Here is a 14929-nt window from a genome sequence, read left to right as displayed (position 1 = left end):
GACTGGCATTGAAGAAATACTTTTCTGACAGAGGGATTTTGGTGAAATGGGCTCCTGTGGCCACAAATTGGTTGAGGGCAAAAGGGACTTTTCCTAAGCTTCTTCCCGCTAGGTAGAGGAAACTGAGTCTGGCTTTGTCACTAAAGACATAACTGGGAGATATCTCACCTGCAAAAAAGCGTTTGGCCTCCATGCTTTCAATCATATTTCCTGTACCGTCATCCACCAATGTATTTTCAAAAATAAATGCCGGATGGGCACCTAGACTCAACCTGAACTTTTCCGATTTGATGATTTTGTATCTCCACCAAAATATAAAGGACCAAGGTTGTCCATCCAAGGCAAACCGCATCTCAGGGTCAAAGCTTAAGCGCTCTCCTCCCAAAGACAGTTCAAATATAGCAGCAGGACGGTTTAAGGAAAATGCAGGAATCAAAGAGAGGCCATTATTGGTGACGCTGATATTGCCTCTGAAGTGTCCTATTCCTGGTCTTTGTTCTTCTTGGGCATAGGATTGAGGTTTTGGGCTAAGCCATAGCATGGTTATTAGGCCAATTACGAATAATAATGGGTGATCTGGGGATTTGCTGGTTTTCACTTTGAGGTGCTTAGGTTCTAAGGATAAGAGAATGGAGGTCAAAACATTCACAATCAGCTGTTTTTGTTCTCAATTTCTGTCACAAAGTTAAGATAATACTTTTCTATGTGAGAATAGGATTTAAAGTAATACTTACAAAAATCAAACAATGGGAAAAATATTATTTGAGTGGTCAGTTAATTAGGCATCTGTAAAAGTTTAACATTTCTTAATAAACCATTTAATTTGAGCTACGTTTCCAACTACATGACAACAATGAAATATTTCCTTGTGAAAACCTTTATGCTATTTTTAGCACTGCCATTATGGATCTCTGTAAAGGTGCCTCAGGCCAAGGTTTTACCTGTCATACCAGCTTATCAGGATTCTTTGTTTACAGGTCCCAAAAGTATGGGTAAAATTCACAATAAGGCAATTGATGAGGCGAGTGGATTGGTTTTTTCAAGAATGCATCCCGGTATTTTATATACCCACAATGACAGTGGAGGGGATCCAATTGTATATATGTTAGACACAACAGGACGGCATGTTGGACAAATTAAATTGCTGGGAGTAGAGAATAGGGATTGGGAAGATATTGCCATAGGTCCAGGCCCTGAAAAAGACCGTCCCTATATCTATGTTGGCGAAATAGGGGATAACAATGCCAAATACGATCAAATTAAAATTTTCAGGATTCCTGAACCCAATCTCTTACAGGATGAAGTAGAAGTGAATCCGGAAATCTTAATTCTCAATTATCCAGATGGAGCAAAGGATGCCGAGACACTTATGGTTGATCCCATTTCGCATGATATATTTATCTTGTCCAAAAGGGATTCGGTCAATATTTTATACAGGGCTCCTCAATCAGCTTTCGCCCAGGGGGAATATGTGCTCGAAAGAATTATGGAACTGCCTTTTACCATGTCGGTGGCAGGAGATATCTCAGCAGATGGTTCACAGATAATCATCAAAAATTACCTGATGGTCTTCTATTGGGAAAGGGAAATAGGAGAGACAGTGCCTGAAGCTTTGAAGCGAAAAGCAAAAATTTTACCCTACAAACCTGAGCCCCAAGGTGAAGCCATTGCATTTGATCCCCAAGGTGAAGCTTATTATACGCTGAGTGAGATGCGGTTTAATATTCACCCTGTACTGTATCGGTATGGTAAAAAATAAGTAATTTGCTGTCAAATAAAGTTTCTATGGTGCAGCAAACTACTTCTACAGTATTAATGGTCCGTCCGGCCAATTTTGGTTTCAACCCGGAAACTGCCAGCAATAATTTTTACCAAAAAAAAGACTCCAGGCCTGCAAAAGAAATCAATGATCTAGCCAGGGTAGAATTCGATGCCTTTGTGAAGGTACTACAGGAAAAAGGAATTACTGTTTTGGTGGTGGATGATTCTGAAGAACCGATCAAAACAGATTCGGTTTTTCCGAATAACTGGTTCAGTACCCATGAGGATGGAAGACTGCTGCTTTATCCCATGTATTCAGCCAATAGAAGGCTCGAGAGGAGAAAAGAAATCCTTGAATACCTCATCAATACAGGTTACTTGGTCAATGAAATTGTTGACCTTACATTTTTTGAAAAAGACAATCAGTTTTTGGAAGGAACCGGAAGCTTGGTTTTGGACAGGGTTAACAAATTGGCCTATGCTTGTAGATCGGAAAGGACACATGAAGTCCCTTTGACTTATTTTGGACGGTTGATGGGGTATAAACTAGTGGATTTTGATGCCCTACAGGCAGTTGGTGATCAAACAATGCCCATTTACCATACCAATGTGATGATGCATGTGGGATCTGAATTGTCTATTGTTTGTCTAGACAGCATTCCATTGGCTTCAGAGAAATTGAAGGTTCAGGAATTTCTGGAAAAAACTGGAAAAAGAATGGTTCCAATTACATCCAAGCAAAAATTTAATTTTGCAGGGAATATGCTGGAGTTGAAGAATAAGGAGGGTAGGAAATTTACGGTCATGTCGGCTACCGCCTTTGCTTCTCTCAATAAAGTACAACTTCAGGCCATTCAGCGCTACACTGAAATTATTGTACCTGAAATTCCTACTATTGAAAAAATTGGTGGTGGGTCAGTACGCTGTATGTTGGCAGAAATATTCCTTCCTTTAGTGTAGACCACCGACTTTTATGCCTCTAATTTTGATGGTATCTACATCAATGTTTCTGCCAGGTGCATTTATCTTAAAGTTTTCAATGACCTCCAGAACATCATGATCAATGATCACAGATTTTGAACCATCTATAATGACATGTTTGCCATCAGGGATTTCATCCAAAGCCTTCATCAAAGCCCCTTTGTTGAGGAAGCTCACTTCTTCAGATAAGGTAATTTTGATGGTCTCTCCTTTCTCTTTGAAATATTTTTCTTCAAAATGGGAATTTTGAAAATTTCTCATCAAAATATAAACGATTGCCACACCCATGCCCAGACCTATCCCTATCAAAAGATCAAAGACTATGATGCCAATTATGGTGATGATAAAAGGCAAAAACTGATCCCATCCTAACTTTACCTGTGCTTTGAATAAAGAAAATCTTGCCAATTTGTAGCCTACCTGCAAGAGAATGGCCGCTAAACTGGCCAAAGGAATCAAGTTCAATAAACTTGGAATAAGAAAAACACTTCCAAAGAGCAGGACACTATGAAAGATCGCAGACATTTTTGTTTTTGCTCCGGAACCAATATTCGCAGAACTACGGACGATGACAGCCGTAACAGGAAGTCCTCCTACCATGCCATTCGCCATATTGCCTATACCTTGGGCTATCAATTCTTTGTTGGGCGGTGAGATTCTTCTGTAAGGATCAATTTTATCCGCGGCTTCTAGACTTAAAAGTGTCTCTAAACTGGCAATAATCCCGATTGTAATGGCGGCTAACCAGACATCTGGATTGCTGATTTGTGAAAAATCAGGAAATGTAAAAAGTTTTGTAAAACCTTCCCAAGAAGCTACAATTGGTAAAATGACACGGTCTGTTTCTCCCAGGTAAATGGAAGGTGCTGTTACTAGAAAAAGTTGGTTTAGAACAATCCCCAACACAACCACAATCAATGGCCCGGGAAAAAGCTTGATATAACTTACCCGTTTCATGAAAGGTTTGTCCCATAGGATCAAAATACCCAATGATAATGCGGTAATTATGATTGCTCCCCAACCTAGATCATCCCCAAGATGCTTGAGGTTTTTTACTGCCTCCCAATCATTGACAAAAGGGATATACTGGGCAAGACTTTCTCCTTCACTAACGCCCAGAGCATAAGGTATTTGCTTGATTATAAGTATGATGCCAATACCGGCCAGCATACCTTTAATGACTGAAGTTGGAAAATAATAGCCGATCACTCCTGCCTTGAGAAGGCCCATGATAAGCTGGAAAACTCCAGCCAAAAAAACCGACAAAAGGAAAATATCAAAAGCCCCCAGTTCGGTAATGGCGTTCAAAACAATCACAGTAAGACCGGCTGCTGGCCCGGAAACAGATGTATGAGAACCTGATAAAGCTCCTACTACCAATCCTCCAATTACCCCGGCAATTATCCCTGAAAATAAGGGGGCGCCTGAAGCCAAAGCTATTCCCAAACAAAGGGGTAGTGCTACCAGAAAAACCACCAATCCAGCGGGAAGATCACTGCTCAGATGAGAGAACAGAAAATTATTATGCTTTTTCATTTTTGCCGGGTTGAGAAAAAGAACAATTCTTCTTCAAAGATCCAATTTAGGGTTTTTGTTGGCTAATAGGTATACCGTCTAATGAAATAATAAAGTAAATCAGCAGCAATAGCCTGTGGTAAAACTTTTTTATCGGAACATTAAACCCCTAATCATTGGATACCTGTGTAATTGAATGGACTTATCTGTCGCAGTTCTGACTTTATTTTATCAGAAACATCCAGCCTTTCAATAAATGCATGAATGGATATTTTGTTGATTTGTGTATTGGTTCTTGTAAGGTCTTTAAGGGCTTCATAGGGTTTGGGGTAGCCTTCTCTTCGGAGAATGGTCTGTATAGCCTCTGCCACTACTGCCCAATTATCCTCCAAATCTGCATCAATGGCAGCCTTGTTCAATTCCAATTTGTTTAAACCTTTGGTTAATGATTCAAATGAAATCAACATATGGGCCAAAGGAACGCCAATAACACGGAGCACAGTACTGTCTGTCAAGTCTCTTTGCAGCCTGCTTATGGGCAATTTGGCAGACAGGTGCTCTAATAAGGCATTGGCTATCCCTAAATTTCCCTCGGCATTTTCAAAATCAATGGGATTAACTTTATGGGGCATTGCAGAAGAACCGACCTCACCGGCCTTGATTTTCTGTTTGAAGTAATTCATGGCTACATATTGCCAGACGTCCTTAGAAAGATCTAACAGTATCGTATTGATTCTTTTCAATCCGTCAAAGCAAGCGGCAAGGTTGTCATAATGTTCTATCTGGGTGGTGGGATAACTCCTTTCCAAATGGAGATGTTTGGATACAAAATGCGCTGCAAAACCGTTCCAATTGAAATCAGGATATGCCACTAAATGGGCATTCATATTGCCCGTAGCTCCGCCAAACTTTGCCGAATATGGCACATGTCTCAATAGGTCCAATTGCCTTTCCAAACGGGTAATAAACACCTGAAATTCTTTTCCCAAGCGGGTAGGGGAGGCGGGTTGGCCATGAGTTTTGGCTAGCATAGCGATCTCCTCCCATTCTTTAGCCTGATTTTTTAGTTTATAAATTACCTGTCCCAAAGCAGGTAGGATGACTTTTTCCAGTCCATCTTTCAACATCATGGGAGTAGCCGTATTGTTGATGTCCTGTGAAGTTAGACCGAAATGAATAAATTCCTTATAAATTTCCAGATTCAGTGCATCAAACTTTTCTTTGATGAAATATTCTACGGCCTTTACATCATGGTTGGTGACCTTTTCTGTTTCCTTTATTTTCTGAGCGTCTTCAATGGAGAACTTACTGGCGATTTCACGCAGGCTAGGGAAAAGTCCGTGATCAAAATGCTGAAGTTGTGGCAAGGGGAGTTCACAAAGGGCAATAAAATATTCGATTTCAACATGAACCCGGTATTTGATCAGGGCAAATTCTGAAAAAAAATCCTGTAGGGGCGTTGTTTTGTTGCCATACCTGCCATCTACAGAACTGATTGCTGTCAAGTTTGAAAGTGTCATGATGCTGCTGTTTATTTCGATTGCAAAGTTATGTTTTCAACTGGAAAAACCACTTTTCCATCTGTAATTAAATAAGCGGGTATACGCACTTGATTTTACCGCAAGCAAAATTTACTTAGTCAATTAAATTTGGTGACTTTAAACTTGAAGAATGAAGTCAATGATTATCTGTTTGTTTTTTTTAATTCCTTATGCACTCCTGGCCAATGACAAGGAGAAAAAAGAGAAAGCTTTTGGAGTGAATATTGAACCTGCTGTATCAGTCATGCAAATAGATGGAGAGCTTGATCCCAAAGAATGGGCTGATGCAGAATTGATCAGTGGATTTACGCAACAGATACCCAATGAAGGTATGCCAGCTTCTTCCAGGACCGAAGTCAGAATGAAGTATGATGAGGATTTTCTTTACGTGGCAGCTACCTTGTACCAAAATGCAAAAGAGGGATATGTTGTCTCATCCTTGAAAAGAGACTTTCGATTTTATGAAAATGATGCCTTTGCGGTCATTTTAGGACCTTACGATGATGGGAATAACGGATTTATGTTTTCAGTCAGTCCCTACAATATTCAAATGGAGGGATTGGTGCATCATGGAGACCGCGTCTCAGATGTTTGGGATAACAAATGGTTTTCTTCTGTTAAACGTTACGAAGACCGTTGGGAAGTTGAAATGGCCATTCCTTTTAAGACCTTGAGGTTCACAGAGGGAGCTACACAATGGAGGGTTAACTTTTTGAGAAATGACAGGAAAAATTTTGAACGTTCATCTTGGGTCCCAGTGCCTTTGAATCAGAGGATAGCGAGTGTGGCATTTTCAGGATATTTGAATTGGGATAAACCGCTTAAAAAACCAGGATCTAACATTGCAGTAATTCCATATTTAGCGGGAAATGCATCAAAAAATCACCAAGCTGGAGAGGCTACCGTTTCAGGAATGGCAGCTGGCTTTGATGCCAAAGTTGCTTTAAGCCCTTCTATGAATCTTGATTTAACCTTCAACCCAGACTTTTCTACGGTTGAGGTGGATCAACAACAGACAAATCTCAACCGTTTTGAACTGTTTTTTCCAGAGAGAAGACAGTTTTTTCTGGAAAATGCAGATCTTTTTGGTGATTTTGGCTTTTCGAGGATCAGGCCTTTCTTTTCTAGAAGAATAGGGATAGCCACAGACAGTATGGGAAGAAGCACCAACAATCGGATCCTTTATGGTGCCAGATTGAATGGGAATTTGGGAGATAATTTCCGTCTGGGTGTTCTGAATATGCAAACGGAAACAGAAGAATCCGTAGGTTATCCCGGTCAGAATTATACAGTGGCCTCTTTCCAGCAGAAAGTCTTTACCAGATCCAATATTGCGGGGATTTTTGTCAACCGTCAGACTACAGGACAAATAAAGGATGCTGGGAGAATTGCCGATTTTAACAGGGTAGTTGGACTGGATTACAACATGGCCTCCGAGGATAATAAATGGACAGGTAAATTTTTCTATCACCAGTCTTTCAGCCCAGATGTCTCAGGAGATACCAAAGCGCATGGAAGCTTTTTAGGATACAATTCAAAAAGATTCAATTTGCGTTGGAATCACGAGTATGTGGGAGAAAGCTTCAATTCTGAAGTTGGATTTGTACCAAGAAGGGGTTATTGGAGACTCGAACCCAGCATGATGTACAGGATGATTATCAATAGTGATAAGGTTTTTCAGCAGACTTTTCAGTTGGTCTACGATCTTTATCAAGATGAAGATTTTCAATTAAAAATGGATGAGCGCCTATCTTTTGTGTATAGGCTTTATTTCAAAAACACTTCAAATCTTCAATTCAGACTTTTCAATGAATATATCTATCTTTTTAGTCCTTTTGATCCTACCAGAACAGGGGGAGAAAGATTGGCTGCCGGGACGGACTATTCTTACACCAGGGCGGGTCTTACTTATTCTTCTGATTCAAGGAAATTGCTAAATTATTCAAGTACAGTCTATATGGGGGAATACTTCAATGGAGAAAGGCTTTTTGTCAATACCAACCTCAATTACAGGTTTCAGCCATTTGGAAATATTTCTCTATTTGCAGAATACAATAAAATCGACATGCCAACCCCTTATAACGATGCGAGTTTATGGTTAGTAGGGCCTAAAATGGATGTGTCATTTACGGATAAATTGTTTCTCAGCACTTTTGTCCAGTACAATAGTCAAATAGAAAATGTAAATATCAACACAAGATTTCAGTGGAGATTCAAACCAGTTTCCGATTTATTCGTTGTTTACACAGATAATTATCATCCAGAGAGCTTTCAAATTAAAAACCGAGCATTAATTTTGAAACTTACTTACTGGATCAATGTGTAAATAAGCAGTCTACAAATGTTTAATCTATTCAAAAAGAAGAAGGAATCCTCTAACGGGGCTCAATATATCAGTTTGAAAATCAGGGAAATTGTCAAAGAAGCAAAGGATACAGTAACTTTGTATTTTGAACAACCAGAACCTTTTTTGGACTATAAAGCAGGTCAATACCTGACGGTAATACTGGATTTCAATGGAAAGGAAGAAAGAAGGTCTTACAGCCTCTGTACCTCTCCATTTGTAGATCCTTATCCTGGAATTACTGTAAAAAGAGTAGAAGGGGGACTGGTGTCCAATTACCTTAATGAGCAACTTCGGCCAGGAAAAACCCTGGATATCATGAAGCCTATGGGGAATTTCACTACTACCTACCATTCTAAGAATGAAAGACATTTTGTGATGGTGGCGGGGGGAAGTGGTATTACTCCAATTATGGGAATTACCAAGTCAGTTTTGGTCAATGAACCCCAAAGCAAAGTTACTCTCCTATATTGCAGCAGGTCTGAGGAGGAAATTATCTTCAAGAATCAGTTAGAAGCTTTAGCTTTACAGTACGAAGGTAGACTGACAGTTATCCATAACCTCAGCCAGCCCAGCACCAACTGGACCGGATTAAAGGGAAGATTGGATACAGGGAGGATTCAGGAAGTGTTAAAAGATAAAATCGGGTCTTCTTCGGTATATTATCTTTGTGGCCCTGAAGGATTAATGAACAGTGCAGCATCTGCTATGAAAACTTTAGGAGTAGCAGAGGAGTCTATTCACAGGGAGAGTTTTTATGTCAATCTTGATGCCAAAGAGAAAGATTTGAAAGCTGCTGGAAAGCTTGCCCCGGAACTGACAAGAGAGGTGGAGGTCATAGTTGAGGGAGAATCTCATTATTTTGATGTTCCTGCGGGACAAACAATTTTAGAAGCTGGACTTGATCATGATGTGGATATGCCTTATAGCTGCCAAAGCGGTCTTTGTACTGCTTGTAGGGGCAGATTGCTTTCAGGGCAGGTTGATATGATTGAAGATGCAGGTCTTAGTAAGTCAGAAATTGAAGAAGGGTATATCTTGTGCTGCTCCTCCAAACCTGCAAGTTCAGATATTAAAATAATCATTGAATAAAAATCATTGGAAAAGTCAGCAATCAGAAATATTTATGATGGTTTGGAAAGGAATGTGCTCATTTTAATAGCCATTCCTATCCCTTTTTTTGCTTTTGCCTACCTTCATTCCCAAAACGGTACTGTTGCATGGGAGTTACCCGAACTGCCTGCTTTTTGGGATTCTTTTTTGTTGGGTTTTGTATTTGCAATACTGGGATTGCATTACGTAAATTTTCATAATGGAATCAAGCAAGCTTTAAAAGTTGACTGGAATCTGGAGGAGAAAATCAAGAAATATGCAGCTGTAACCATGCAAAGATTCTGGATCCTTTTTTTTGCTGGATTGGTCTGTGCGCTGGGCCTTATTTTATTTGATAATGCGGGTTATACCATTGCATTTGCCATTTCTTTGGTTTTTTCTTCCCTAGGTAAACCCAGTCCAGACCGTATCATTCGGCTTTTAAGATTGAAAGGAGAGGAAAAAGAAGAAGTAGAGCTGTTGAAAAAGAGGATTTAAATGCTAAAATGGGCTTTAATCTGCTAATCCCTCGTCTTCGGTCGCATCAAATCATCAGTAGTTATTGGTCATGCCTTTTCGGAATTTCAGGATTCACAAAGGTAAATCCCCTGGCATCATTGCCTTCGTAAAAATCCACCTGCATGCCCATAAGGAACATATAATGTCTTTTTTCAATTAGTACCTGAATGCCTTCCACTTCAAATTTTTGATCACCTTCCTTGAATTTGTCAAAACCCAACATATAGGACATGCCTCCACATCCTCCGCCTTTCACACCTACCCTTAAAAAATAATCTGCGGGAATATTTTTGTTTTGGATAATGTTTTTGATTTCCTCTTGTGCCTTATCTGTGATATTAATCGGGATCAACATGTTTACTCAATGCAATTTTATATAATGAAGTTCAAAATTAGAACGAAAAAATATCAAATAGCAAAGTTTCATCCCAAGTATTAATTTTGGATATTCGGATTCTAATTTGAAAAACTATGGAGTTTATTGCTGATTTGTTAAAAATCATTTTACCGGCAGGACTGGTGATTTACGGAATGTACCTGACGATTATGTCTTTTCTCAAAAAGGAACGGGAGAAAATGGTTGTAGAGCTTAAGACTCAAAATACACAGACCATTTTACCCATTAGGTTACAAGCGGGAGAGCGGCTGTGTCTTTTATTGGAAAGAATTACTCCGAATAACCTGGTAAGAAGGATCAATAGCCCGGAATATACTGCCAGGGAGCTATACAGCCAGCTCTTGCATGAGGTAAGGGAGGAGTTCAATCATAACCTCTCCCAGCAGGTTTATTTTTCAGATGAGACCTGGGAAAGTGTCCGAAGGGCTGTTGAAAGTGTCATCACGCTGATCAATACAGGGATGCAGGATATGGGCGCTGAGTCTAGGGGAATTGATTTGGCCAAAAAAATATTCCAACTATCGCTGGATCAAAAAAACGATGCCATACAGTATGCCTTAAAGCATGTCAAAGATGAAATCAGGGTTTTCTTTTAAATTAGCTTATGGCTTCATTCAGAGAAAAATCAATAGATTTTTATACCAAGGCAAAACTGCTTTACCAGGAAAAAGCAAACCAAATCGCTGGAGAAGACGGCAAACTGAAGCAATTGCTTGCCCAGGTTATGGACAGGTTGGACAAAGTCTCTCATAACCCGAAAGTACAAGAGGCTTTGGAGCCTATCATGGTATTTAAAAGAATGATACAAGCACACCGCAAAGGACAATTTAAAGTTTCTAATAAAACTTTGGGATTGATTGTACTGGGACTGGTTTATTTCATTACCCCTTTGGATATTATTCCCGATTTTCTCCCCATTATTGGATTTGCGGATGATCTTTCCGTTTTAATTGCCATTTACCAATCTGTTAAACATGAGGTAGACGAATTTAAATCTTGGGAGAAAAATCGATTTTAAAAAAACAGCATGAGTCAAATAAAAAAAATAGCCTTTGTTGCAGGTACCTCTGGATTGATCGGTATGCAATTGTTACACCAAATGATCAAGGACAACAGTTACGATTATATCATTTCTGTAGGCCGTAGAAAATTGGCCCTGAAACATGAAAAATTGGTACAGGTAATTGGAGACCTGAGCACTTTGAAATCTTGGGATTTGGAAGAAAAGCTGAGGGCAGAGGATATAGGTGGATTGATGTTTCCTTTAGTTGATGCAATTCAACAAGGTAAAGTCGAAATTCATGCTTTCTGTACTTTGGGTACAACGATTAAAGTTGCAGGTTCAAAAGAAAAATTTTATCAAGTAGACCATGATTTCATTTTAAATTTTGCGTATTGGACCAAAAATCAAGGTGCCCAAAGATTTTTGGTGGTTTCTTCTCTGGGTGCTGACCCCAGATCGACAGTTTATTACAATAAAGTAAAAGGAGAAACAGAAGAGGATATTAAGGTAATCCCTTTTGATTATTTGGGCTTGTTCCGTCCCTCTTTGCTTTTGGGAAATAGAAGCGAGTTCAGGATGGGAGAAGAAGTTGCCAAAATTTTCATGAAGCCCCTTGTTTGGCTGAAGTTAGCTAAAGCTATCCGCCCAATTTATGACCATCAGGTTGCCAAATCAATGATTTATCATGCCAATCAGGTAAAATCGGTTAAAGTAGAGGTAATCCTTTCCAAGGATATGCAAAATTTTAAGGGATGATTGCAGTAATTCAGCGCGTTTCGGAATCAGCAGTAAAAATCGACAACGAGGTCAGGGGGAGCATTGGCTCTGGTTTAATGGTTCTTTTAGGGATCGAAGATGCAGATTTTCAGGAAGATATCGATTGGTTGAGCCGTAAGATTATACATTTGAGGGTTTTTGCCGATGAGCAAGGTGTGATGAACAGGAGTGTTTTGGAAGTGGATGGTGATATTCTTTTGATCTCACAGTTTACCCTGCATGCCAGTACCAAAAAAGGGAATAGACCTTCCTATATCAAAGCCGCCAAACCTGATTTTGCCATTCCAATGTATGAAGAATTCATTAAGGCATTGGAAAGCGAACTTGGAAAAAGCATTCAAACCGGAGAATTTGGAGCAGATATGAAAGTATCCCTCGTCAATGACGGACCTGTTACGATAGTGATAGATAGTAAAAATAGGGTTTGAAATAAAGACAAGAGGCGAGAAGTGAGAATCTAGAGACAAGAAACAAGACAAGAGTTGTATAATTTCCTGATTCCGGAATTCGGATTCGCTTTTGTACCCGTCATGCTGAGCGGAGCTTGCGGAGTCGAAGCATCTCCCATATGATAGGAGACCCCCCGAAAAGATCGGGGCAGGCTTTCGCTTCACTCAGAATGACGGTTACTTTTATCTGTCAATGGTAGAGGAAAAGGAAAAAGAAATAGTAGAGGTGCGGAAGTGGGATTTCAGAAGGTTTGAACCATTAAGTAGTAAAGGGATTTAAGGATTTCATTAAGAATAAATAGTCAAGACGGGAGGATATTTCTGATTCCGGACGCTGAAAGTGTCCAACACCGGAGGTTATCTGCCCCGGGTAAAACCCGGGGAGGGTTGAAATTTAAATTTTCCCGGAATTCTCAACTCCGGTAGGAGTTGAATTTAGAAGACGGATTTAGGAAATTGATCAGATAAATAAGTTAGTACACTTTGAAATGAAGCAGTCTGACCTTATAATAATCTACATAATTGTTGTATCGACAATGCTATTTGGATGTCGCAAAACAGAGTTCAACTACAACTGCGGACTGACTGCCTCGACACCCACAGACTTGAGAATAACAAACAATACCTCGCGAGAAGTAAAGGTAACGTTAAAGGTGAAAGAGAAACAATTGAATGAGTTCAAGCAATTCACTCTCTCACCCGACAAAACTGAGTTATTTTGTATAGAATACGAAGGTCCAATAACAGATGGAATTCACATTGAATTTGAGAATCAAACGACGATAATTAAGCTTGAATCGCAGCAGCTAAATGAGTTTGACATGAAAGAAAGAAAAATGAAATAAACAAAAATCTTTGCCAATAGAACCTAAAGCTGACGTGGGCATTTTATTTTCGGTAGACAAAGTCACTGTTGACGATGAAGATTCCGCTTTTCTAGGGATTTATCAATAAGGACATTAGCTTTAACCAAACCCATATACAAGACAAAAAACCAAAAGTAAAAGATAAGAAGCAAAGGCATAGATAGTGCTTGGGCTCAATTGATATGTTTCCAAATAAAATAAAAAAAGCATGAAAACATACATCAAGATTTCAGACGCTACTGTCCGTTTTTTGGATCAAGAAGTCTTTGAAAGGCTTGATTTTGATTGGAAGGAAGGGCAACATTGGGCCATCACCGGCAGCTCAGGAAAAGAATTAACTGCTTTTTTGAATACCCTTTTAGGAAGGACTATGGTGACGAAAGGGGCGGTTAAGAGGCCTTTTGCAGAAGCCTATCAAAAAGCCCAGGGAGAAAAGGGGCAAGTTCATTCTTTTCGAGACCTAATGGCAGTGGTGTCCCAAAAATATCCTTTTAGAAATAAATCCAACCTTCAGAATTTTTATTATCAGCAACGCTTTAATTCCATGGAATCAGATGATGCAGTACCTGTGAAGGAATACCTTTCTGGTCTGGGAAGTGAAGGAGAAGGCCCATGGAATATCGACAGGGTATTGGAATGCATGCATCTGAAAAAATTATCCGATAAATCCCTAATCAAACTCTCAAATGGAGAGACTAGAAGGTTGGCCATCGCATCTGCCCTGTTGAAAAATCCCAAAATCTTACTTTTGGATCAGCCCTTGACAGGCTTGGATATAAAGACAAGGCAAGGTTTTGATGAAATCCTTCAGAGGATTATAGATTCAGGCATTCATATCATGATGTCCACCCATAGCAATGAAATTCCCAAAGGGATCACACATATTGCCATACTGGGCGAGAAGCGGATCCAATCGGTTTATGACCCTGCTTCATGGAAAATTGGTAACTCTGCTAATTGGATACAGGAAAGTTTTGATGAAAAAATGTTGCAACAACTGCTGGCAGACTCCCAACTACCGAGAAACTCTGAAATCATCAGAATGGAGAAGGTGAGAATCCGTTATTCAGAAAAGACGATTTTGGACAACCTGGACTGGAAGGTCATGGCCGGAGAAAAATGGCAGTTGAAAGGAGCAAATGGGGCAGGAAAATCCACGCTGCTAAGTTTGATTTTGGGGGAAAACCCACAAGCCTATGCCAATGCTATCTGGTTGTTTGGCAGGAAAAGGGGAACGGGAGAAAGTATTTGGGAGATAAAAAAGCAGATTGGTTTTGTAGCACCTGAACTCAGCCGGTTTTTTCCTGACAACCAAACCTGTCTTAAGGTGGTCCTGTCCGGTCTTTTTGATACCATGGGGCTTTTTAAAAAAGTAAGTGCTGAACAAGAAAAACTTGCTTTGGAATGGCTGGCTTTTTTTAGAGTTTCAGATATTTCCCAAAAATTATTGAAACAGGTAAGTTTGGAAGAACAACGTTTTGTGCTATTGGCCAGGGCATTGATCAAAAAACCAACACTACTTATCTTGGATGAAGCCTCCCAGGGAATGGATGAAAATCAGCGTTTGCTCTTCAAAAAAACGGTTGATCAGGTTTGCTCCAATTCCCCCATTTCCCTGGTTTATGTAAGCCATTATCAAGAAGATATACCGGAATGTGTCAGGCATGTTTTGGAATTGCCCTGA

Annotated in this window: 14 protein-coding genes; 10 read left to right on the top strand and 4 right to left on the bottom strand. The window is 39.7% G+C overall.

Annotated features, from left to right (window positions below; genetic code table 11):
* On the bottom strand, positions 1–598 hold a 598-nt coding region (locus QZT73_RS12910), incomplete at its 3' end, for a hypothetical protein (RefSeq protein ID WP_291788548.1).
* A gap of 255 nt (positions 599–853) precedes the next feature.
* On the opposite strand from QZT73_RS12910, the gene QZT73_RS12905 reads away from it, so the two are divergent.
* Positions 854–1759 (top strand): hypothetical protein, encoded by a 906-nt coding sequence (locus QZT73_RS12905; RefSeq protein WP_291788545.1) that lies wholly within the window; start codon positions 854–856, stop codon positions 1757–1759.
* 26 nt (positions 1760–1785) lie between these two features.
* Positions 1786–2721 (top strand): citrulline utilization hydrolase CtlX, encoded by a 936-nt coding sequence (gene ctlX, locus QZT73_RS12900; RefSeq protein WP_291788551.1) that lies wholly within the window; start codon positions 1786–1788, stop codon positions 2719–2721.
* Here ctlX and QZT73_RS12895 read toward each other — a convergent pair.
* Together QZT73_RS12895 and purB are read right to left on the bottom strand one after the other, a co-directional pair.
* Entirely contained in the window at positions 2713–4278 is a 1566-nt protein-coding gene (locus tag QZT73_RS12895) for a SulP family inorganic anion transporter (protein WP_291788542.1), read from the bottom strand. The genes ctlX and QZT73_RS12895 overlap by 9 nt on opposite strands.
* Before the next feature lie 152 nt (positions 4279–4430).
* Positions 4431–5777: an adenylosuccinate lyase gene (gene purB / locus QZT73_RS12890; RefSeq protein ID WP_291788539.1), complete on the bottom strand. Its 1347-nt coding sequence runs from the start codon at positions 5775–5777 to the stop codon at positions 4431–4433.
* 151 nt (positions 5778–5928) lie between these two features.
* On the opposite strand from purB, the gene QZT73_RS12885 reads away from it, so the two are divergent.
* Genes QZT73_RS12885 through QZT73_RS12875 form a run of 3 tightly spaced genes read left to right on the top strand, consistent with a single transcriptional unit; the run spans position 5929 to position 9732 of the window.
* Entirely contained in the window at positions 5929–8124 is a 2196-nt protein-coding gene (locus QZT73_RS12885; protein ID WP_291788536.1) for a DUF5916 domain-containing protein, read from the top strand.
* Between the two features lie 15 nt (positions 8125–8139).
* The gene (locus QZT73_RS12880; protein WP_291788533.1) at positions 8140–9234 is read left to right on the top strand and encodes a ferredoxin--NADP reductase; all 1095 of its coding nucleotides are present in this window, start codon (positions 8140–8142) and stop codon (positions 9232–9234) included.
* A 6-nt stretch (positions 9235–9240) separates the two neighbouring features.
* Positions 9241–9732: a hypothetical protein gene (locus QZT73_RS12875; protein WP_291778849.1), complete on the top strand. Its 492-nt coding sequence runs from the start codon at positions 9241–9243 to the stop codon at positions 9730–9732.
* 61 nt (positions 9733–9793) lie between these two features.
* On the opposite strand, the gene QZT73_RS12870 is transcribed toward QZT73_RS12875, so the two are convergent.
* Complete coding sequence (locus QZT73_RS12870; protein ID WP_291778852.1) at positions 9794–10108, bottom strand: iron-sulfur cluster assembly accessory protein; 315 nt, start codon at positions 10106–10108, stop codon at positions 9794–9796.
* A gap of 116 nt (positions 10109–10224) precedes the next feature.
* On the opposite strand from QZT73_RS12870, the gene QZT73_RS12865 reads away from it, so the two are divergent.
* The 5 genes from QZT73_RS12865 (at position 10225) to QZT73_RS12845 (ending at position 14929) form a co-directional block, all read left to right on the top strand.
* Positions 10225–10746: a hypothetical protein gene (locus QZT73_RS12865; RefSeq protein ID WP_291778854.1), complete on the top strand. Its 522-nt coding sequence runs from the start codon at positions 10225–10227 to the stop codon at positions 10744–10746.
* A gap of 8 nt (positions 10747–10754) precedes the next feature.
* Positions 10755–11168, top strand: coding sequence for a YkvA family protein (locus tag QZT73_RS12860; protein ID WP_291788530.1), 414 nt, complete (start codon positions 10755–10757; stop codon positions 11166–11168).
* 18 nt (positions 11169–11186) lie between these two features.
* Positions 11187–11909 (top strand): oxidoreductase, encoded by a 723-nt coding sequence (locus QZT73_RS12855; protein ID WP_291778886.1) that lies wholly within the window; start codon positions 11187–11189, stop codon positions 11907–11909.
* Positions 11906–12358: a D-aminoacyl-tRNA deacylase gene (gene dtd, locus QZT73_RS12850; RefSeq protein ID WP_291778860.1), complete on the top strand. Its 453-nt coding sequence runs from the start codon at positions 11906–11908 to the stop codon at positions 12356–12358. The genes QZT73_RS12855 and dtd overlap by 4 nt, the downstream gene beginning before the upstream one ends.
* 1095 nt (positions 12359–13453) lie before the next feature.
* Positions 13454–14929, top strand: a complete 1476-nt coding sequence (locus tag QZT73_RS12845) for an ATP-binding cassette domain-containing protein (protein ID WP_291788527.1) — start codon at positions 13454–13456, stop codon at positions 14927–14929.

Origin of the sequence: Cecembia sp. (assembly GCF_007126775.1) — a bacterium.
GTDB lineage: Bacteria > Bacteroidota > Bacteroidia > Cytophagales > Cyclobacteriaceae > Cecembia.
Note: the sequence above shows the minus strand (reverse complement) of the source record. Positions and strands in the feature narration are given on the sequence as shown.